The organism is Pseudoduganella sp. R-34 (assembly GCF_049904655.1).
Taxonomy (GTDB): Bacteria; Pseudomonadota; Gammaproteobacteria; order Burkholderiales; family Burkholderiaceae_D; genus Rugamonas.
In genome coordinates this window covers 2,029,485-2,047,410 of the sequence record NZ_CP184572.1, presented here as the reverse complement: position 1 = coordinate 2,047,410, position 17,926 = coordinate 2,029,485, and the positions used below count along the sequence as shown (strand labels likewise).

The 17,926-nt window shown below is 61.4% G+C and carries 21 protein-coding genes; 12 read left to right on the top strand and 9 right to left on the bottom strand.

Features of this window, described 5'->3' with window-relative positions:
* The first annotated feature begins 2 nt into the window (after nt 1-2).
* Nucleotides 3-1,787 (top strand): CHASE domain-containing protein, encoded by a 1,785-nt coding sequence (locus tag ACN9MW_RS09390; protein ID WP_426170181.1) that lies wholly within the window; start codon nt 3-5, stop codon nt 1,785-1,787.
* Nucleotides 1,788-2,122: 335 nt separating this feature from the next.
* Entirely contained in the window at nt 2,123-3,289 is a 1,167-nt protein-coding gene (locus ACN9MW_RS09385) for a glycine-rich domain-containing protein-like (protein WP_426170178.1), read from the top strand.
* A 77-nt stretch (nt 3,290-3,366) separates the two neighbouring features.
* Here the strand turns inward: ACN9MW_RS09385 and ACN9MW_RS09380 are convergent, their stop codons facing one another.
* From ACN9MW_RS09380 to ACN9MW_RS09370, 3 genes are all read right to left on the bottom strand, one after another.
* Complete coding sequence (locus ACN9MW_RS09380) at nt 3,367-3,609, bottom strand: hypothetical protein (RefSeq protein ID WP_130315086.1); 243 nt, start codon at nt 3,607-3,609, stop codon at nt 3,367-3,369.
* 213 nt (nt 3,610-3,822) lie between these two features.
* A complete protein-coding gene (locus ACN9MW_RS09375) occupies nt 3,823-4,047 on the bottom strand; it encodes a hypothetical protein (RefSeq protein ID WP_426170175.1) in 225 nt (74 codons plus the stop codon).
* A gap of 45 nt (nt 4,048-4,092) precedes the next feature.
* Nucleotides 4,093-4,977 carry an SDR family oxidoreductase gene (locus tag ACN9MW_RS09370; RefSeq protein WP_426170173.1) on the bottom strand — a complete coding sequence of 295 codons (885 nt, stop codon included), beginning with the start codon at nt 4,975-4,977 and terminating at the stop codon, nt 4,093-4,095.
* Between the two features lie 12 nt (nt 4,978-4,989).
* Here ACN9MW_RS09370 and ACN9MW_RS09365 point away from each other — a divergent pair, with 12 nt between their 5' ends.
* The 4 genes from ACN9MW_RS09365 to ACN9MW_RS09350 all read left to right on the top strand — a co-directional run bounded on the left by ACN9MW_RS09365 (nt 4,990) and on the right by ACN9MW_RS09350 (nt 8,373).
* Nucleotides 4,990-6,015: a CDP-6-deoxy-delta-3,4-glucoseen reductase gene (locus tag ACN9MW_RS09365; protein ID WP_426170170.1), complete on the top strand. Its 1,026-nt coding sequence runs from the start codon at nt 4,990-4,992 to the stop codon at nt 6,013-6,015.
* 65 nt (nt 6,016-6,080) lie between these two features.
* Nucleotides 6,081-7,304 carry an MFS transporter gene (locus tag ACN9MW_RS09360; RefSeq protein WP_426170167.1) on the top strand — a complete coding sequence of 408 codons (1,224 nt, stop codon included), beginning with the start codon at nt 6,081-6,083 and terminating at the stop codon, nt 7,302-7,304.
* A 13-nt stretch (nt 7,305-7,317) separates the two neighbouring features.
* Entirely contained in the window at nt 7,318-7,962 is a 645-nt protein-coding gene (locus ACN9MW_RS09355; RefSeq protein WP_426170165.1) for a DUF1345 domain-containing protein, read from the top strand.
* A 54-nt stretch (nt 7,963-8,016) separates the two neighbouring features.
* Nucleotides 8,017-8,373, top strand: coding sequence for an HPF/RaiA family ribosome-associated protein (locus tag ACN9MW_RS09350; protein WP_426170162.1), 357 nt, complete (start codon nt 8,017-8,019; stop codon nt 8,371-8,373).
* A gap of 3 nt (nt 8,374-8,376) precedes the next feature.
* Here ACN9MW_RS09350 and ACN9MW_RS09345 read toward each other — a convergent pair whose 3' ends face one another.
* Complete coding sequence (locus ACN9MW_RS09345) at nt 8,377-9,150, bottom strand: helical backbone metal receptor (protein WP_426170159.1); 774 nt, start codon at nt 9,148-9,150, stop codon at nt 8,377-8,379.
* Between the two features lie 66 nt (nt 9,151-9,216).
* Here ACN9MW_RS09345 and ACN9MW_RS09340 point away from each other — a divergent pair, with 66 nt between their 5' ends.
* Nucleotides 9,217-10,188 carry a diguanylate cyclase gene (locus tag ACN9MW_RS09340; RefSeq protein WP_426170157.1) on the top strand — a complete coding sequence of 324 codons (972 nt, stop codon included), beginning with the start codon at nt 9,217-9,219 and terminating at the stop codon, nt 10,186-10,188.
* Nucleotides 10,189-10,268: 80 nt separating this feature from the next.
* Here the strand turns inward: ACN9MW_RS09340 and ACN9MW_RS09335 are convergent, their stop codons facing one another.
* Nucleotides 10,269-10,829: a DUF5610 domain-containing protein gene (locus ACN9MW_RS09335; RefSeq protein WP_426170155.1), complete on the bottom strand. Its 561-nt coding sequence runs from the start codon at nt 10,827-10,829 to the stop codon at nt 10,269-10,271.
* Nucleotides 10,830-10,879: 50 nt separating this feature from the next.
* Here ACN9MW_RS09335 and sbcB point away from each other — a divergent pair, with 50 nt between their 5' ends.
* Complete coding sequence (gene sbcB / locus ACN9MW_RS09330; RefSeq protein WP_426170152.1) at nt 10,880-12,325, top strand: exodeoxyribonuclease I; 1,446 nt, start codon at nt 10,880-10,882, stop codon at nt 12,323-12,325.
* Nucleotides 12,326-12,404: 79 nt separating this feature from the next.
* Here sbcB and pyrF read toward each other — a convergent pair whose 3' ends face one another.
* Nucleotides 12,405-13,226, bottom strand: a complete 822-nt coding sequence (gene pyrF, locus ACN9MW_RS09325) for an orotidine-5'-phosphate decarboxylase (RefSeq protein ID WP_426170149.1) — start codon at nt 13,224-13,226, stop codon at nt 12,405-12,407.
* A 121-nt stretch (nt 13,227-13,347) separates the two neighbouring features.
* Between pyrF and ACN9MW_RS09320 the strand changes: the two genes are divergently transcribed.
* Genes ACN9MW_RS09320 through ACN9MW_RS09305 form a run of 4 tightly spaced genes read left to right on the top strand, consistent with a single transcriptional unit; the run spans nt 13,348 to nt 16,540 of the window.
* Entirely contained in the window at nt 13,348-13,941 is a 594-nt protein-coding gene (locus ACN9MW_RS09320; RefSeq protein WP_426170145.1) for a LemA family protein, read from the top strand.
* A gap of 9 nt (nt 13,942-13,950) precedes the next feature.
* Nucleotides 13,951-15,219, top strand: a complete 1,269-nt coding sequence (locus ACN9MW_RS09315; RefSeq protein ID WP_426170143.1) for a TPM domain-containing protein — start codon at nt 13,951-13,953, stop codon at nt 15,217-15,219.
* Entirely contained in the window at nt 15,219-15,743 is a 525-nt protein-coding gene (locus ACN9MW_RS09310) for a TPM domain-containing protein (RefSeq protein ID WP_426170141.1), read from the top strand. The genes ACN9MW_RS09315 and ACN9MW_RS09310 overlap by 1 nt, the downstream gene beginning before the upstream one ends.
* Nucleotides 15,744-15,775: 32 nt before the next feature.
* Nucleotides 15,776-16,540, top strand: coding sequence for an SDR family NAD(P)-dependent oxidoreductase (locus ACN9MW_RS09305; protein ID WP_426170138.1), 765 nt, complete (start codon nt 15,776-15,778; stop codon nt 16,538-16,540).
* A 136-nt stretch (nt 16,541-16,676) separates the two neighbouring features.
* Here ACN9MW_RS09305 and ACN9MW_RS09300 read toward each other — a convergent pair whose 3' ends face one another.
* Genes ACN9MW_RS09300 through ACN9MW_RS09290 form a run of 3 tightly spaced genes read right to left on the bottom strand, consistent with a single transcriptional unit; the run spans nt 16,677 to nt 17,782 of the window.
* Nucleotides 16,677-17,114 carry a hypothetical protein gene (locus ACN9MW_RS09300; protein ID WP_426170135.1) on the bottom strand — a complete coding sequence of 146 codons (438 nt, stop codon included), beginning with the start codon at nt 17,112-17,114 and terminating at the stop codon, nt 16,677-16,679.
* A 6-nt stretch (nt 17,115-17,120) separates the two neighbouring features.
* A complete protein-coding gene (locus tag ACN9MW_RS09295) occupies nt 17,121-17,576 on the bottom strand; it encodes a hypothetical protein (RefSeq protein ID WP_426170133.1) in 456 nt (151 codons plus the stop codon).
* 2 nt (nt 17,577-17,578) lie between these two features.
* A complete protein-coding gene (locus tag ACN9MW_RS09290; RefSeq protein WP_426170131.1) occupies nt 17,579-17,782 on the bottom strand; it encodes a hypothetical protein in 204 nt (67 codons plus the stop codon).
* Nucleotides 17,783-17,926 lie beyond the last annotated feature (144 nt).

Below are 17,926 nucleotides of genomic sequence, written 5' to 3'. Positions count from 1 at the left end.
CAATGACCCGCCTACAGCTCAGCCTGTTTTCTCCGTCCAAACCCTTGTGGTGGCTGGGCATTGCGCTATCGCTGGGCGTCGGCCTCGGACTGTTTACGGTTGCCACCCGCTCCGTCGAGAGCGAAGCGCGCACCCGCTTTCATAACCAGGCCCGCAATACGCAGTTCAATATCAATACCAGTATCAAGGCATATACCGATGTCTTGCGAGCCGCGGCCAGCTACTTCCAGGCCGGCGGTGAAGTCACCAGGCAAACCTTCCACCGCTACGTGCAAGGCCTGGACCTGGAACACAATTACCCGGCCATCGACAACATCAACTTCGCCGAGTACTACACGGATGAGCAACGTCCGGCGGCGGAAGCCCGCCAGCGCCAGCTCACAGACAAGCTCTACCCCACCTACCGCCTGCACCCTGAAGGGAAGCGTCCTGAATACGCGGTGCTGACACTGATCGAACCGCTCGAAGGCTTCGGCGACCGTTATGGGCTCGATATCGCAGCCCGGCCGGGCGTTGCAGGCGCCCTGTTCTCGGCACGCGACCAGGGCGCCTTGAGCAGCTCCGGCCAGCCCATCCCCTTGCGCAGCGCCCCAAGCCACGTAGGCATGGCAATGCGCATCCCCATTTACCGTAACGGCATGCCGATTACCAATGTCGCGGAACGGCGCCTTGCTTGCATCGGGTCGGTAGGCCTGGGCTTCAGCGTGCCGCGCCTGGTCGACGTCGCGCTCGGTGAAATGCCGGTAAGCGCTGTGCGCGTTGTCCTGCGCGATAGCAGCAGTATCGGCAGGGCGGCCACCCTGCTGTTCGACAGCCAGCCCAATATGCCAGGCGCCGACAGCGGCCATTTCGTCACCGAGCTGCCGATACAATTCCACGGCCGCACGTGGCATGCCCAGTTCAGCGTGCCGAAGCGCGCACTGTATTCGAACTTCGATCAATACCTGCCCGCGCTGGCAGGCAGCATGGGTTTCGGTGCAAGCGTGTTGATTTATGCATTGTTTATCACGCTGGCCTCTTCGCGCCGCCGCGCCGTCAAGCTGGCGCGCGCCATGACGCGCGAGTTGCGCGACAGCCAGGCGCGCCTGCAGCTGTCGCACCATCGCCTGCGCCGCCTGGCCGCGCACGCGGACCACATCAAGGAAGAAGAGCGCAAGCGTATCGCGCGCGAGATCCACGATGACCTGGGCCAGAACCTGCTGGCCCTGCGCATTGAAGCCGATATCCTCGCCACGCGCACTGAAAAAACCCATCCGCGATTGCATGCGCGGGCGCGCGCCACGCTGCACCAGATCGACAATACCATCCGCAGCGTGCGCCAGATCATCAACGATTTGCGGCCAAATGTGCTGGACCTCGGACTGTCGGCTGCCGTGGAATGGCAGATCGCGCAGTTCCGCCTGCGCTCCGGCATCAAGTGCGAATTCACTGAAGACGCGGTGGCCGATCATGGCGTCGACGATCATTGCGCAACCGCCTTCTTCCGCGTGCTGCAGGAATCGCTCAGCAATATCCACCAGCATGCATCGGCCACGATGGTGCGCGTTGAACTGCACCAGTCGCATGGCATGCTGCGCATGACCATCAGCGACAACGGCATCGGCATCAATACGGCCAGCCGGCACAAGGCCGGCTCGTTCGGCCTGGTCGGCATCGAGGAGCGCATCAGCCTGCTTGGCGGGAACTGCTCGATCACCAGCCTTGCACACGGCGGCACCACGGTCAGCATTGCTGTCCCCGTCGGCTACCGCGTGGCGCCGGCCGACGATATGCGCCTCAGCGCTTAGGCATTTTTACCACTCGGTAGGATTTTGCCTGCCGTCGTTGATCCAAATCAAACTCCCTTTCCCTAGCTCAGCAAAAATGCATTTGTAACATTTGGCGATGCGACAAGCTATTGATTTGAAAGGAGCATTCCTGTGTTGTTTAATCCGCGCACGCTTGAATTGTTACTTGCATTAGCGGGGGCCATGTCTATACTTGAGCTAGTTGATCTACATCAACACGCGTTCCCAACTCCGAACGCCTCAGATGCCAGGCAGTACAACACCAGCCCCCTAGAACGGCGTCTTCTCTCTCTTCAGTCAGTCTTAAATTCGCTCACCATAAAGGGATGTCACTCATGATTTCTGCTGAAAGCTTCAAGGCTATTGCCGACCTGGACCTCGAACCTATCAAGGTGAAACTGATGCATGTGGAATCTGGCGAAGGCTGGTCGCTGGAAAAGGTTAACGCAATCGAATTCGAATACCGTCGCTTCCTGTACCTGATGAAAATGTTCCCCAACGAGCAGACCGCTCCGCTGATGGACGTGGACATCTTCTGGCACTACCACATCCTCGACACGATGAAGTATTTCATCGACTGCGAAAATGTGTTCGGCTACTACCTGCACCACTTCCCGTACATCGGCCTGCGCGGCGAAGACGATGAAGAGGCGCATGAACGCGTGGGCAACCGCATGAAGGAGCTGTATGAAGAAACCTTCGGTGAAGACTATTTCCGCAGCGCGGTTGCTTATTCGGGCCGTGTCGCAACCGAGGCTGCAGCGGATGGCGCCCAGCTTGCGTACTCGGGCCGCGTGGCAGATGAAGCTGGCCAGCAGGTGGCCTACTCCGGCCGCGTGGCTGCCGAAGCGGGCGCGCAAGTCGCTTACTCGGGTCGCGTCGCCGCCGAGGCTTCGCCGCAAGTTGCCTATTCGGGCCGTGTGGCTGCTGAAGCCGCGCCGCAGGTAGCCTATTCTGGCCGTGTCGCTGCCGAGGCTTCGCCGCAGGTCGCTTACTCCGGCCGCGTCGCTGCTGAAACCGCGCCGCAAGTGGCTTACTCGGGTCGTGTCGCCGCGAATGCCGCGCCGCAAGTCGCCTATTCGGGACGCGTCGCCGCCGAAGCGGCGCCAAAGGTCGCTTACTCCGGCCGCGTCGCTGCTGAAACCGCGCCGCAAGTGGCTTACTCGGGCCGTGTCGCTGCCGAAGCTGCACCGAAGGTCGCCTACTCCGGCCGTGTCGCGGTGGCCTACTCGGGCCGCGTGGCAGCTGAAGCCGCGCCTCAAGTGGCATACTCCGGACGCGTCGCATCGGGGGCAGCGCCGCAAGTCGCTTACTCAGGCCGCGTGGCAGCCGAAGCGAAGACGGCCTACTCAGGCCGCGTGGCGGCTGAAGCGCAAACCGCTTACTCCGGCCGTGTCGCCGCCGAAGCGAAAACCGCCTATTCCGGCCGCGTCAGCGCCGAAGCCCAGGCCGCATCGCAATCGCTGTTCTACACCGCCCGTCCTCGCCTGGCAGCTGCCTGAGCCCGATCGAGCGCGCAAATGAAAACGGCCGCCACCTGCCAAGCAGGTGCGGCCGTTTTTTACATCCGGGCGAAAGCTCAGTGCGCCATCAGTTCGCGCAGTTCGCGAATGCTGAAATCGCTGATTTCATGCATGCGGATCAGGATCGTCGCGCCGATTGGCAGCGTGTTGTGACGGATCTTGCTGATCACTGGTGGAGCAACTTCCAGCGCGCGGGACAGGGCTGCGTCATTTTTCAGTTGCAGCTTTTCGATGATGGCGTCCAGAACGCGGTTCGGATTGTAGGTCGACGATGCAGTAATTTCTTTCAGAGAGCTCATGACTGGGTACTTTTTCAATGTGTTGCGTGGTCACAACAAAATTATTGGCGGAATTTTCGACAAAGAGCGCCAGAAAAAGCCGTTATTGACGCAATTTTCGGCACACGGACGGTATCATACACCGATTTATTGCCGTTCGCTTAACGCCGTGAGATTTTGATAGATTGTAGCGCACAAAGCTGTGCTAGGAATTCATCTTGTTTAACAAAAAGACTACTGATGGTCGTTTATTGCTAAAGTAAACGGCAAGCAGAGCCAGGCAAACGTGATCCAGGCCAGTGCGGGGGGAAGGTACATCAGGGCAGCCGGCATAGGAGTGTACTCCGAACGCCAGTCAAGGCGGCGCCTGATTTCCTCGGGTGAAGGCGGAGGCAGGTGGGCGTGGCCGCGCTGGGCCAGGTAAGCACGGACTTGTTCCTTGGTGGGATGGCTATACATGGCGCCCTCCTTGGCAGACGTTGGCACAAGATAGCGCCGGCAGCATCACGGGCGCTTGATGCATCTCAAGGCGGCTGCAACATCCTGGTACTGCAGCCGTACCTGCAACTCCTCTTTCAGGCGCCGGTTCGCCAGCCTGCGCGATTCCGACATGAAAGACAACAGGGTTGGCGCCACGGCCTGCGCCAGTGCTGCCCGATCCAGGCGCGGAGGGCGCGGCAGGCCGAAATGATCGGCCACCATGTCGAAATAGTCCCCCATTTTGAGTTCCGTGTCATCCACTGCGTGATACACACGGTTACAAAATCCTTTGCGCAAGGCCGCCAAAACAACACGCGCCAGGTCGTCGGCGTGGATATGGTTGGTGAAAACGTCATCTTCCGGACGCAGCGCTGGCGTTCCCTGCTCCAGGCGCTTGATTGGCAAACGGTCCGCAGCATAGATGCCCGGCACGCGCAGGATTACCAGTCGCCCTTGCGCGCGGCACGCCCAGTCCCGCAGCACCTGCTCCGCATCAACCCGCCGCAGCGCCCGCGTATTGCGAGGAGCAACGGTCTGGGTTTCGTCAGCCCAGCGCCCGCCCAGGTCGCCGTACACGCCGGTGGTGCTCACATAAACCACTTGCGCCCGGTCAGGTAAAATGGCGGTCACATTGCGGGTGCGCCGATCCAGCACACCCTCGCCCGGCGGTGGAGCCAGGTGCACGACCTGGTGCGCCAGCCCGGCCAGGCGACGCAGCGATTCGGGCTGGTCCAGGTTGGCCAGCAGGGGAACGGCGCCCGCCGCACGCAATTCGGCAAAACGCTCGCGCTGGCTGGTCACGGCAAATACACGGTAATGCGCGCGCACCAAAGGCAGCAGACGCATGCCCACATCGCCGCAACCAATGACCAGCAGGCGCGGCTTGTTGAATTTTTTACTGATTTCCATTTTTAAGATTGTATGTCTTTCCAAATAACTGTTCAGCCTAGCGGCCACCAATTCACCTGCGAAGACGATGAAACCGTTTTGGCCGCAGCCATGCGCGCCGGCGTCGGCCTGCCCTACGGCTGCAAGAATGGCGCCTGCAGTTCCTGCAAGGGCAAGGTGGTGTCGGGCTCCGTCAGCCACAAGGCGCACCAGCGCCGCGCCCTGAGCGAGGAAGAAGAAGCAGCCGGCATGTCCCTGTTCTGCTGTGCGATTCCGCATTCCGACCTGGTGCTGCAAGCGCGCGAAGTGGTCGGCAGCGGCGAATTCCCGATCAAGAAAATGCCGACCCGCGTCAACGCTCTGGAGAAAATGGCGCCGGACGTGATGGTGCTGACGCTGCAGCTACCTGCCAACGAAACCTTCCAGTACAAGGCCGGCCAGTACCTCGAATTCCTGCTGCGCGACGGCAAGCGCCGCGCCTACTCGATTGCCACCGCACCGGAAGGCGGCGCGATCACCTTGCACATCCGCCACATGCCGGGAGGCCTGTTCACCGACCAGGTGTTCAGCACCATGAAGGAGCGCGATATCCTGCGCTTCGAAGGCCCGCTGGGCACCTTCTTCGTGCGCGACGATTCCGACAAGCCGATGGTGCTGCTGGCCTCGGGCACCGGCTTCGCGCCGATCAAGGCCATTGTCGAACACGAACGCGCCAGCGGCTCCAAGCGCCCGATGACGCTGTACTGGGGCGGCCGCCGCCCCCAAGACCTGTACATGGACGCGCTGTGCCGCCAATGGGCGCAAGAACTGCCCCACTTCAAGTACGTGCCGGTGGTTTCCGATGCACTGCCGGAAGAAAACTGGAGCGGCCGCACCGGCTTCGTCCACCAGGCAGTGATCGACGACCTGCCGGACATGTCGGGCTACCAGGTCTACGCCTGCGGCGCCCCGATCGTGGTTGAATCGGCCAAGCGCGATTTCGTCAAGGACTGCAAGCTGCCGGAAGACGAGTTCTTTGCAGACGCCTTCACGTCCGAAGCGGATCTCCAGCAACCTTGATATTTTCCCCGCGCTGCGTGCCGTGGGGCGCGCAGCGCTCCACGGCTCCCCAAGCACGCAAACGTATGTCATCCAACGGCTTCTCCGTCCTCCGTCACCGCAACTTCGCCTTCTACTTGTCAGCTCGCCTGCTCGGCACCATCGCCGTTCAAATGCAGAACGTCGCCATCGGCTGGCAAGTCTATGCACAGACCAAGAACCTGTACTACCTGGGCATGATCGGCCTGGCGCAATTCGCGCCTTTCCTGCTGCTGATCCTGTACGCCGGCCATGCCGCCGACCGCTACAACCGCCGCAACATCATTGCCACCTGCCTCGGCGCGCAACTGGTGTGCGGGCTGGCGCTGCTGGGCTACACGCACAGCGGCTTCGAATCCGTCTGGCCTATCTTTGCGGTGCTGGTACTGTACGGCAGCGCGCGCGCCTTCTCGAGCCCTGCCGGCCAGGCAGTATTGGTCAACATGGTCCCCACCGAGGACTTCAGCCGCGCAGTGGCGCTGAACAGCTCGACCTTCCAGGTCGCCGTGATCCTCGGCCCGACGCTGGGCGGCCTGCTCTACGTGTATGGCCCGGCCACGGTGTACGCCGTCACTTCCGTCATGCTGCTGATGGCCGTGGTGCTGATGTGCCTGACCCGTCCCGCCCCGCAGGCCACGCGCAAGGAGCCGGCCACCTGGCACAGCGTGCTGGAAGGGCTGCGCTTCGTCTGGTCACGCCCCATCATGCTGGGGGCAATTTCGCTCGACCTGTTCGCCGTGCTGTTTGGCGGCGTCACTGCCCTGCTGCCGGCGCTGGCGCACGACGTGCTGCACACCGGCCCCTCCGGCCTTGGCCTGCTGCGCACCGCGCCGGGCGCCGGCGCCGCACTGTGCTCGATTGCGCTGGCCTTCTGGCCGATTACACGCCGCGTCGGCGTCTGGATGTTCGGTGGCGTCGCCGTGTACGGCATTTGCACCGTGATCCTCGGCACCACCTCCAGCTTCACGCTCGCCCTCGCCTGCCTGTTGCTGCTGGGCGCCGGCGACATGATCAGCGTCTACGTCCGCCATTTGCTGGTGCAGTTCGAAACGCCCGATGAAATCCGTGGCCGGGTCAGCGCCGTGAACGCAGTGTTCATTGGCGCTTCCAACGAACTCGGCGAATTCGAATCCGGCGTCACTGCCGGCTGGCTGGGACTCACGCGCGCCGTGGTCTTCGGCGGCGTCGCCACGCTGGCCGTGACGGGCATCTGGGCCTGGCGCTTCCCTGTCCTGTCGCGCATGGACCGCTTCCCCCATCACGACAAGTAGTAAGATTGGCCGCATGCGCTACCACATCGTTCGCAGCCGCCCGCACCTGAGCGCCGCCATCGCGGTCGGCGCACTGGCGGGGGTGTTCCTGCCATCGCACTGGAAACCGCTGGTGCGCGTGCTGTCTGCCTGGGACATCTCGGTCTGGATGTACCTGTTCACAGTTGGCTGGATGATGATGCGCGCCGACCACCGCGAGGTGAAGCGCATCGCCGCTCGCCAGGATGAACGCGCAGCAACCATCCTGGCTAGCCTGGTGGTCGCCACGGTCGCCAGCATGATCGCCATCAGCAGCGAACTGGCCAGCCTGCGCGACATGCCCGCCAATGAACGCGGGCTGCATTACGCCTTTGTGGTGGTGACGCTGGTAGGCTCCTGGTTCCTGGTCGGCACCTTGTTCTGCTTCCATTACGCCCACCTGTATTACAACGCCGAGGGGCGCCAGCGCCCCTTGTCATTCCCCGGCGGCGAGACCCAGCCCGATTACTGGGATTTCCTGTACTTCTCCTTCACGATTGCCGTCGCCGCGCAGACTTCGGACGTGTCGGTGCAAGCGCCCGCCATGCGCAAACTGGTGCTGGGCCAGTCTGTGCTGAGCTTCTTCTTCAATCTTCTTATCCTGGGTTTATTTGTGAATATGGCGGCTTCGCTGATGTAGGCGTATGATGAAATCGCGTGGCAACACGTTTTGGTTAACAAACGGGAGCAGCATATGCAAATCAGTGTGAACACCGACAAAACCATCGAACGTACTGCAGGCCTGGAAGACCATGTGAAAGAAGTGGTCAAGACTGCACTCCACCGGTTCGGCGAGCACATCGGACGCGTCGACGTCCACCTCAGCGAAGGCAATGCACAGAAGTCCTCTGACGGAGATATCCGCTGCATGATCGAGGCGCGCGTCAACGGCTACCAGCCGATTGCCGTCACCGACCACGACGCAACCCTGCATCAATCCATCAACGGCGCAGCAGACAAGCTGCAACGAGCCATCGACAGCGCGTTGGGCCGCCTGAACGATGGCAAACGCCACACGTCCCAGCCCAACTTCGAAGAGGCTGAAGAGTAATTCCTAGCCCGCGGCGGCCAGGCCTTTCAGGTATCGGATACCTTGCAGGGCACGGCTGCCGTACCAGGACATCATTTCCCCATCGACCAACTGCACCGGCTTGCCGATCTGGCGCTCCAGTGCGTCCACGTGTTCTTCCGTAAAGCGGTAAGGCTCGGACGACAGCAGCACCTGGTCCACGTCATGCACCAGCGCATCGCTCCATTGGAAGCTTGGATAGCGCACGTCGCCGATCTCGGGAACCGACCAGCCGATCAGCGCCAGCATGCGGGCGATATAGGTATCGCGCGAGACCGTCATCCACGGGTCCTTCCAGATGCAGTACAGCACGCGCTGCGGACGGCCTTTTTGCATTAGCGCCAGTTCGCGTTCGAACTCGCCGCACCAGGCATCCGCGCGCTCCTGCGCACAGAACACGCCTCCCATCAGCTGCAACAGCGCCAGGTTATCGCGCGGCTCGATCGGATGCGTGACCACGATATTCGGCACGAATTCCGCAAGCTTGTCGACGGTAGGCTTTTCGTTTTCGTCGATGTTCACCACCAGGTGGGTCGGCGCCAGTTTGCGGATCTTTTCGATGTTGACGTCCTTGGTGCCGCCGACCTTCGGGATATTACGCACCACGTCCGCCGGATGGATGCAGAAACCCGTTCGGCCCACCAGTTGCGGCGCCAGGCCCAGGTCGCAAAGAAGCTCGGTAATCGAAGGCACCAGCGAAACGATGCGCGCGTTTGGAGCGGCCGCATGTTGCTGGCCCAGGATGTCGGTAAAAGTCATGGCCGATATTGAACCACACTTAGGCTATCATTAACACCTGTTGATACCGCAGTAAGAAAGTTCATCTTGAAACCGATTGGCACCTTCGGCACTTCCGCTTACCAGATCCAGGCCTTGCAACTATTCCGCGGCGCCGACAGCCTGCGCATCGCACCATTGTTGAAGGACTGCCCGATCGTGCAGGTCGAACAAGGCGAAGTGGTCTCAGACCCGCAGCGCGCCCGCCTGTACATCGTACTGCGCGGCGCCTTGTCGGTGGCGGCCGATATGAGTACCGGCATGTCCGACGGCACCATCAGCAAAGTCCTGCCCGGCGAGAGCGTCGGCGAACAGGCTGTGCTCGACGAAGAAGCCAACCAGGCCGCGATTACCGCGCTGGAGCAAAGCGAACTGCTGGTGATCGAATCGGAACTGGCGTGGGAACTGATCGACGCCGCCAACGGCGTAGCGCGCAATCTGTTACGCCTGCTTTCCTTCCGTATCCGCGCCGCCAACGCGCAGATGCGCAAGCGCCAAAAACTTGGCGAGTTCTATCGCCAGCTCTCGATGGTGGACGGCCTGACCGGCCTGTATAACCGCGCCTGGCTGAACGACTTCCTGCCGCAACTGGTCGCCAGCGCCCAGGGCACCGGCCAGCCGCTGTCGCTGATCATGCTCGACATCGACCACTTCAAGAAATTCAACGACAGCCACGGCCACCTGCAAGGCGACGAAGCCCTGCGCGCTGCCGCGCAAGTGCTCACCGGCGCCTTGCGGCCAACCGACTTCGCGGTTCGCTACGGAGGTGAAGAAATGATGGTGGTGCTGCCCGAGACGAATGTGCAGGTGGCCGAAGCCGTGGCCGGCCGCCTGTGCCAGCGCATGCGCGACGCGATAGTCTTCAGCGACATGCGCCTGCCGCTGCCGCACATCACCAGTTCCTTCGGCGTCGCAGCACTGGGTCCCGGCCAGGACGAAACGGCCCTCATCGCCGCCGCCGATGCGGCCCTCTACCGCGCCAAGGATTCCGGCCGCAACCGCGTTGAAGTCGCAAAATAAAAGTCGGGGTCAGGTCTGGCTTCTCGAGGAACTTTGCGCTTCGCGCAATGGCGGATTGCCAGACCTGACCCCGACTTTTATTACGCCACCTTGCCGCTTTGGGACTCGTCGGTGGAGGAAGCTTGCCTTTGATTCGAAGCAAAGGCATCCAGGCCTTTCTGCACCAGCTCGTAGGTCTTGTCGATGTTGGAGGCAATGTCGCCGCCCAGCACCTTCAGGCCTTTCAGGATATCGCGGGCTTCCTTGAAGCCTTTTTCAATGCCGCCCTTGATCGTGTCCATGAAGCGATTCAGGGCGTCATCCCCCTCCAGCTCGGAGTGCTGTTGCTGGAACGCGCTGAAGAAGGCCGTCGATAGCGATACAATGCGCCCCGCCGTGCCTTCCGGCGAGTTGTCCTGCCCGGTGGCGTTCTGGATCGCATCCGGCCCGAAATCAGACTCAAGCTGCTCGTTGATCGAGGTGATTGCCGATTTGTAGACCAGCGCCAGCGGATCATTTTCGGAATTCAGCGAAACCGAGGCCGATTCCTGCAGGATCGACACGTTCAGTTGCATCTTGGCGCGGGTGGACGCCGAAATGGCCGTGTCGCTGCTCGCGGCGGCGGGCGTGGCACGGGTATTGACGGAAATGGTATTTGACACAGCAGTCCTCCTTGCCTCAGCATTCGATAACGAGAACCAACATTTGCACCATGAGTAACCATACCTTCCTGTGGCATGACTACGAAACTTTCGGCGCCGTGCCACGCCGCGATCGCCCAGCCCAGTTTGCTGCGATCCGTACGGACGCAGAGCTGAACGAAATCGGCGAGCCGATCATGTTGTTCTGCCAACCAGCCAACGATTACCTGCCTGACCCGGTCGCCTGCCTGATTACCGGCATTACCCCACAGCAAGCTTTGCAGCAGGGCGTGCCGGAGCACAGGTTCGCGGCAACCGTCGAGAAGGCTTTTTCGGAGCCTGGCACCATAGGCGTAGGCTACAACACTATCCGCTTTGACGATGAAGTGACGCGCTTCTTGTTCTGGCGTAACCTGATCGATCCCTACGCTCGCGAGTGGCAAAACCAGTGCGGGCGCTGGGATTTGCTGGATGTGGTGCGGATGACCTATGCGCTGCGCCCCGAAGGTATTGAGTGGCCCCTTAATGATAGCGGCAAACCGAGCTTCAAGCTTGAGCATTTGACCAAGGCCAATGGCCTGGTGCACGAAGCCGCGCACGATGCCTTGTCCGACGTGCGCGCGACGATTGCCCTGGCCCGCCTGATCCGCCAGAAACATCCGAAGCTGTTCGATTTCTGCCTGGCCTTGCACAAGAAGGACCGCGTCTCCGAGGAGATCGGGCTGCACCTGGCGCGCGAGTTGCGCCAGCCTTTCCTGCACGTGTCGGGCATGTTCCCGGCGGAGCGCGGCTGCCTGGCGCTGGTGTGGCCGCTGGCGCCGCACCCCTCCAACAAGAATGAGCTGCTGGTGTGGGATTGCACTTATGACCCGCAGGAGCTGTTTGCGCTGGATGCGGAGACGATCCGCATCCGCATGTTTACCCGCGCCGACGCCATGCCGGAGGGGATGACGCGCCTGCCGATCAAGAGCATCCACCTGAACAAGTCGCCAATGCTGGTGTCGAACCTGAAGACGCTGCGGCCGGAACTGGCCGAGCGCTGGGGACTGGACCTGGAGGCGGCGCGTGCCCATGCTGCGCGTGCTGCGGCAGGGCCGGATATGTCGGCGATCTGGGAACAGGTGTTCTGGCGCCCTGTCGGCGAGCCGGCGGATGTCGATGAGGATTTGTATGGCGGCTTTGTCAGCAATGGCGACAAGCGCTTGCTGGAATCCTTGCGGCGCGAGCATCCGGCCAAGCTGGCGTCGGCGTCACCGCATTTCCAGGATGACCGGTTGGGCGAACTGTTCTTCCGCTATCGCGCGCGCAATTTCCCGCAGACCTTGTCCGAGGAGGAGCATGAGCATTGGGAGCAGCATCGTGCGGCGCGCTTGTTTGAGGGCGCGGGCGGGGCACGTACTGTCGATGAGTTGTTCTCGGAGCTGGATCGCCTGGGGGCGGAGGCCGATGAGCGGGGGCAGGAGGTGCTGGGGGCTTTGTACGAATACGTAGAAATGATTGCGCCGGAGCGCTACTGAAACCGGTACGGCGTTGTCTGACCCACAGGGTCAGACACCTAGTGTCAGACCCTGTGGGTCTGACATTGGTTTGCCGGTTTCAGGCGCGGTGCGCATTGATCGCGTCGCGCGTCTCCAGCGCCACGCGGCGTGCCGCAGCCGCGAAATCTTCCGCGCCTTGCGGAGCCGCATACAAAATCGCACGCGACGAATTGATCATCATGCCGGTACCGTTGTAAGTACGGCCCGCCTTGACGGTCGCCTCAATATCTCCGCCCTGCGCGCCAATCCCCGGCACCAGCAGCGGCATATCGCCCACAATCCCGCGCACCTGCGCCAGTTCTTCCGGGAAGGTGGCCCCCACCACCAGCGCGCATTGGCCGTTGGCGTTCCACTTCTCCGCCACCAGCTTGGCCACGTGCTGGTACAGCGGCTTGCCATCCACCTTCAGGAACTGCAGGTCCGAGCCGCCCGCATTCGAGGTGCGGCACAGGATGATCACGCCACGGTCGCTCCACTCCATGTAAGGCTCAACGGAGTCGGAACCCATGTACGGATTGACGGTCACCGCATCCGCGCCATAGCGGTCGAACGCTTCGCGCGCATACTGCTTGGCGGTGGCGCCGATGTCGCCGCGCTTGGCGTCCAGGATCAACGGAATGTGGGGATAGTTTTCCTTGGCATAAGCGCAGATTTTTTCAAGCTGGTCTTCCGCGCCCAGTGCCGCGAAATAGGCAATCTGCGGCTTGAACGAACATGCCAGGTCGGCAGTGGCGTCGATGATCCCGGTGCAGAACTGGACAATGCCTTGCGGCTTGTTCTGGAATTGCGCAGGCAGGCGCGCCATATCCGGGTCCAGGCCAACGCACAGCAGGGAATCGTTGGCTGCCCAGGCAGCGGATAATTTTTCGATAAATGTCACAGCGGGCCTCTTTATTCTTTGCGTTGCAAACCCAACATTATAACGGGCCGGGTGTGTGCATTGCCGCACATGGCCGCCGGCTGATTGCGTGTATATTTCGATAATACGTTCCAAGGAGCGAATGATGCGAAAATTTTTGGCAATGGGTGTGCTGGCAACGGTGTTGCTGTCCGGCTGCGGTTACAACGAGTTCCAGGCCAAGGACGAAGCGGTCAAGGCCCAGTGGGGTGAGGTGGTCAACCAGTACCAGCGGCGGGCCGACCTGATCCCGAACCTGGTGAACACGGTGAAGGGCTATGCCTCGCACGAGCGCGAAACGCTGGAGGCAGTGACCCGGGCCCGTGCTTCGGCCACCAGTGTGCAGGTGACGCCGGAAGTACTGAATAATCCGGGAGCCCTGCAGAAATTCCAGCAGGCCCAGGGTGAGTTGACCAATGCCCTGTCGCGGCTGATGGTGGTGGCTGAAAAATACCCTGAGCTGAAGGCCGATGCCAGTTTCCGCGACCTTCAATCGCAGCTCGAAGGCACGGAGAACCGCATCACCGTGGCACGCCAGCGCTATATCGCCTCGGTGCAGGACTTCAACGTCCTGGCACGGCGCTTCCCGACCAACCTGACGGCCAAGATGTTCGGCTACGACGTGAAGCCCAGCTTCACCGTCGAGAACGAAAAATCCATTTCAACTGCTCCCACGGTGGACTTCAACAAGAAGTAAGGAGTCGCAATGGCGACTACACCTCGGCATACCCGCGGCGGCGGCAAGGCTTCCAGCCGCGATGAGGATCGGTTGAGCGATCCGCTCATCGATCGCGACCTGGCGCGGCGTACTGGCGGGCTGGCGGAGCATGCGCGGCGCTGGACCATCTTGCCTGGCTCGCCGTGGCTGAGGGTGGTGATCGGGCTGGCGATCATGGCGCTGCTTGCGCTTGTCGTCACCGGCGCACAGGCGGCCGATGGCTTCGCCGCCGTGCCGGCGCACGCGGCCCGCGTTACCGACCAGGCGGGCATGTTGACCGCCCAGCAACGCTCGTCCCTCGATGGGGTGTTGGCCGATTATGAGCGCAAGACGGGCAGCCAGATTGCCATCCTGCTGGTGTCGTCCACGGCGCCGGAGGCGATCGAGCAGTACAGCATTCGCGTGGCAGAGGCGTGGAAGCTGGGACGCAAGGGCGTTGATGATGGTGTGCTGCTGGTAGTGGCCAAGGATAATCCGTCTTCGCTGCGCAGGCTGAGGATAGAGGCTGGCCGCGGGGTCCAGGGGACGCTGACGGATGCCCAGTCCAAGCGCGTCCTGCAGGATGTGATAGCGCCGCATTTTCGACAAGGGGATTTTTACGGTGGGCTGGCGGCCGGCGTGAGCTCGATCGCGACCTTGCTTGATAAGGAGCACTTCCCTGCTCCGCCGGGAGGACAGCGCACCGCATCCGCGTCAGCGCCAGGAGCTACGCTGGGCGGCGCGCAGCAAAGCTCGGCGGCCGGCGGCGCTGCAGCTGGAAACGCTGGCGTGGCCGGTATGGCGGCAGCAGCGGGGGCAGGCGGCATTCCAGGCAGCGGAGAATCGGGCTTGGCGCGCAGCGCAGCGGATACCGGCGGCGCGAAAGTTCCGGACAGCGCTGGCGAGACCCGGTCACCAGGCGGCCCGGATGAAGGCACGGGCCAGGCCGGCCGTCGCAACGCGGGCGATGGCGATAGCGGACGTGGCGGGCGCGATGGCGGCGGCTGGTCGGCCGGCTGGCTCTTCCCCCTGCTGCTGTTTGGCGTTTTCGTCATCCTGCCGATGATGCGCGGCGGTTCGCGCCGGGGATTGCGGCGCGGCGGCTGGGGTTCGGACGCAACAGGCGTGCTGATCGGCGCCGCGCTGGGCAATGCCCTGAGTGCCGCGGCAAGCCGTAGCGGCGGCGGAAGCTGGGGCGGTGGCGGCGATTTCGGCGGAGGTGGCTTCAGCGGCGGCGGCGGCAGCTTCGATGGCGGCGGCGCCTCGGGAGACTGGTGATGACAACCCAAGCGACAAGTTTCTTCGGCCGCTGCAAGCGCGCCTGGCGGCATATGACTAGCGGCACAAGCGTGGGCAAGCGCGCCTTCCCACCAGCCACCCTGCAAGCGATCGAACAAGCCATCACGCAAGGCGAACAACGCCATCGCGCCGAAGTGCGCCTGATCGTGGAACCGGGCCTGGACGCCCTTTCAGCCTTCAACAACGTCAGCAACCGCCAGCGCGCCCGCGCCCTGTTCGCGCAATACGGCGTCTGGGATACCGAGGAAAACTGCGGAGTCCTCATCTACATCAACCTCGCCGCGCGCGAAGTGGATATCGTGGCCGACCGCCATGTCGGCAGACTGGTTGCCGACACCGAATGGCAAACCATCTGCCGCACCATGACCACCGGCTTCGCCCAGGGCGACTACCACGCCCCCACTCTTTCGGCACTGGAGCAGCTCAACACACTGTTGGCACGCCACTATCCCGCCGACGGCGCACGCCCCAACCAACTGCCCAACGACGCGGTCATCCTCTAAAATAAGCTTCCTAACCGAACCGCGGAAGCACTATGAAATTAACGAATAAAGTAGCCATCGTCACCGGCGCAACCCAGGGCATCGGCCTGGCCTGCGCCCAGCGCCTCATTACCGAAGGGGCCAAGGTCATGCTGGTGGACATCAAGCCGGAAGGAGCCCAGGCTGCCGAAGCCCTGGGCGACCAGGCCCGCTTCTTCACCGCTGACGTCAGCCAGAAAGCCGACGTGGACGCGCTGGTCGCTACCACCCTGGCTGCTTTCGGCCGCATCGACATCCTGGTCAATAACGCCGGCGTGACCCACAAATGCAGCTTCCTCGACCTGGCAGAAGCCGATTTCGACCGCGTGCTTGGCATTAACCTGAAATCCATGTTCCTGTGCGGCCAGGCAGTGGCACGCGAAATGGTCAAGCAGCAGAGCGGCTGCATTATCAATATGTCAAGCGTGAACTCGGAACTGGCAATCCCGGACCAGGTGCCTTACGTGGTGTCCAAAGGTGGCGTGAACCAGTTGACCAAGGTCATGTCGCTGAACCTGGCGCCTTATGGCATCCGTGTCAACGGCATCGGCCCCGGCACCATCCTGACCGAACTGGCAAAACAGGCGGTCCTGGCCAGCCCGGAAGCAAAACGCACCATTTTGTCGCGCACTCCTTTGGGGCGTTGCGGTGAGCCGGAAGAGGTCGCTTCGATATGCGCTTTCCTCGCTAGCGACGATGCCAGCTATATGACCGGACAGACGCTTTTCGTTGATGGTGGCCGCATGGCGCTGAACTACGTTGTACCAGTAAAAGATTAGTTATACGAAATCTGAATAACGATTATCGAAAACGAAAATTGGACTAATATGTGGCGGCGCACCATAATTGCACATGTCTCCACTATTCTCCTCCAAGAAAATAGTTTAAGCCCGCTTTAACCAGCGGGCTTTTTTTTTATTTTTTGGCTTCGAGCTTCATGCAACTTTGCAGCGCGGTCTTGCCTTCCGACGCAGGGAGCGCGGCCACCGCTGCATCAAATTGCCTGCGCAATGGCACTTTGGTTCCAATGTCGGTAAACACCGTCAGGTCGCCACCGATTTCGCGGTTAAAGTAATTCGGGCAATCGACGATTGCTGCGCATGCCGAAATGGCGACAACTTCTTCCATGACCTTCGGATCAATCTGGCCGGGCGGCGTTGGCTTCGTCAGCCAGTCTTTTCCCCAGACTTTCGAAAAGCGCAGGCTGAGGCTTTCCGCAACTTTTGTAGAGTCTGCGTTCGTCGCTGCGGCGACACAACGCAGGCCAAACGGCGCGTAAGCCTCACCCGCGATCGCTGGTGCCGCCGCGCAAGACAAAAGAAGGCTCAGTGCCGTTAAAAATGCAGGCTTCATGCGAACTTATTTCCTTCCAACTAGTTTGATGCAGTGCAGGGCTGCCTTCCTCGCCTCGACAGATGGCAGCGCCGCAATTGCTTCGTCAAATTGCCTGCGGACCGGAGCTTTAGCGCTCAGGTCCATCAAGACACTAACCTTCCCGCCAAACTCAGGGTCGTAATACTGTGAGCAGGAGGGTTGATCCATGAGTGCGCCGCACGCCGAGATTGCTGCGATCTCTTCCATTAACCTGGGATCGATAGCCTTGGTAGGAATCGGCTGGCCAGGCTTCCGCTCTTTCCCCCAGGCTGCACGGTAGCGCTGGTCGAGACTTCCTGTAACCTTGCTGATATCTTCATCAGATGGCGTGGAGACGGCCGGGCAATGCAAGCCGTAAGGAGAATAAACATCTGCTGCTTTTGCCTGCGCCATGCAGCAAAACGCGATCATCGAAAGCGATGCCTTCAACAGGGATTTCATATTCAGACTTTGCTCAGGCGCTGCCTGGTGCAGGACAAGCCGGCGATCTCATCTTGCTTGAAGCAATCGCCCTTCAATTCAATCTTGCGGTCTGCACATTGCATGACGGCGCTGCGCTTGAGCAGCGGCGCCTTGGCAGCGGCAAAGGCGCTTTGTGCCAGGCCTGCTGCCAGCAGGAGCCCAACGACTATAGTACTTTTCTTCATTTTCAAGTCTCGCGAATGGATGGATTCTGCGCTGACGATTCCAGAGTTAAATAAACTGCAAGTTTTCCGCGTGGAATTATAGCAGCGAGAGTCGGCACGGCTTGCCGCGGTATCGGGCCCAGCGATTCCCGGCTACACTGATCA

What these genes read in the sequence shown, in the direction of transcription:
- ACN9MW_RS09390 (WP_426170181.1), top strand. Translation starts at nt 3, where the DNA reads ATGACCCGCCTACAGCTCAGCCTGTTTTCTCCGTCCAAACCCTTGTGG.
- ACN9MW_RS09385 (WP_426170178.1), top strand. Translation starts at nt 2,123, where the DNA reads ATGATTTCTGCTGAAAGCTTCAAGGCTATTGCCGACCTGGACCTCGAA.
- ACN9MW_RS09380 (WP_130315086.1), bottom strand. Translation starts at nt 3,609, where the DNA reads ATGAGCTCTCTGAAAGAAATTACTGCATCGTCGACCTACAATCCGAAC.
- ACN9MW_RS09375 (WP_426170175.1), bottom strand. Translation starts at nt 4,047, where the DNA reads ATGTATAGCCATCCCACCAAGGAACAAGTCCGTGCTTACCTGGCCCAG.
- ACN9MW_RS09370 (WP_426170173.1), bottom strand. Translation starts at nt 4,977, where the DNA reads ATGGAAATCAGTAAAAAATTCAACAAGCCGCGCCTGCTGGTCATTGGT.
- ACN9MW_RS09365 (WP_426170170.1), top strand. Translation starts at nt 4,990, where the DNA reads ATGTCTTTCCAAATAACTGTTCAGCCTAGCGGCCACCAATTCACCTGC.
- ACN9MW_RS09360 (WP_426170167.1), top strand. Translation starts at nt 6,081, where the DNA reads ATGTCATCCAACGGCTTCTCCGTCCTCCGTCACCGCAACTTCGCCTTC.
- ACN9MW_RS09355 (WP_426170165.1), top strand. Translation starts at nt 7,318, where the DNA reads ATGCGCTACCACATCGTTCGCAGCCGCCCGCACCTGAGCGCCGCCATC.
- ACN9MW_RS09350 (WP_426170162.1), top strand. Translation starts at nt 8,017, where the DNA reads ATGCAAATCAGTGTGAACACCGACAAAACCATCGAACGTACTGCAGGC.
- ACN9MW_RS09345 (WP_426170159.1), bottom strand. Translation starts at nt 9,150, where the DNA reads ATGACTTTTACCGACATCCTGGGCCAGCAACATGCGGCCGCTCCAAAC.
- sbcB (WP_426170152.1), top strand. Translation starts at nt 10,880, where the DNA reads ATGAGTAACCATACCTTCCTGTGGCATGACTACGAAACTTTCGGCGCC.
- ACN9MW_RS09320 (WP_426170145.1), top strand. Translation starts at nt 13,348, where the DNA reads ATGATGCGAAAATTTTTGGCAATGGGTGTGCTGGCAACGGTGTTGCTG.
- ACN9MW_RS09315 (WP_426170143.1), top strand. Translation starts at nt 13,951, where the DNA reads ATGGCGACTACACCTCGGCATACCCGCGGCGGCGGCAAGGCTTCCAGC.
- ACN9MW_RS09310 (WP_426170141.1), top strand. Translation starts at nt 15,219, where the DNA reads ATGACAACCCAAGCGACAAGTTTCTTCGGCCGCTGCAAGCGCGCCTGG.
- ACN9MW_RS09305 (WP_426170138.1), top strand. Translation starts at nt 15,776, where the DNA reads ATGAAATTAACGAATAAAGTAGCCATCGTCACCGGCGCAACCCAGGGC.
- ACN9MW_RS09300 (WP_426170135.1), bottom strand. Translation starts at nt 17,114, where the DNA reads ATGAAGCCTGCATTTTTAACGGCACTGAGCCTTCTTTTGTCTTGCGCG.
- ACN9MW_RS09295 (WP_426170133.1), bottom strand. Translation starts at nt 17,576, where the DNA reads ATGAAATCCCTGTTGAAGGCATCGCTTTCGATGATCGCGTTTTGCTGC.
- ACN9MW_RS09290 (WP_426170131.1), bottom strand. Translation starts at nt 17,782, where the DNA reads ATGAAGAAAAGTACTATAGTCGTTGGGCTCCTGCTGGCAGCAGGCCTG.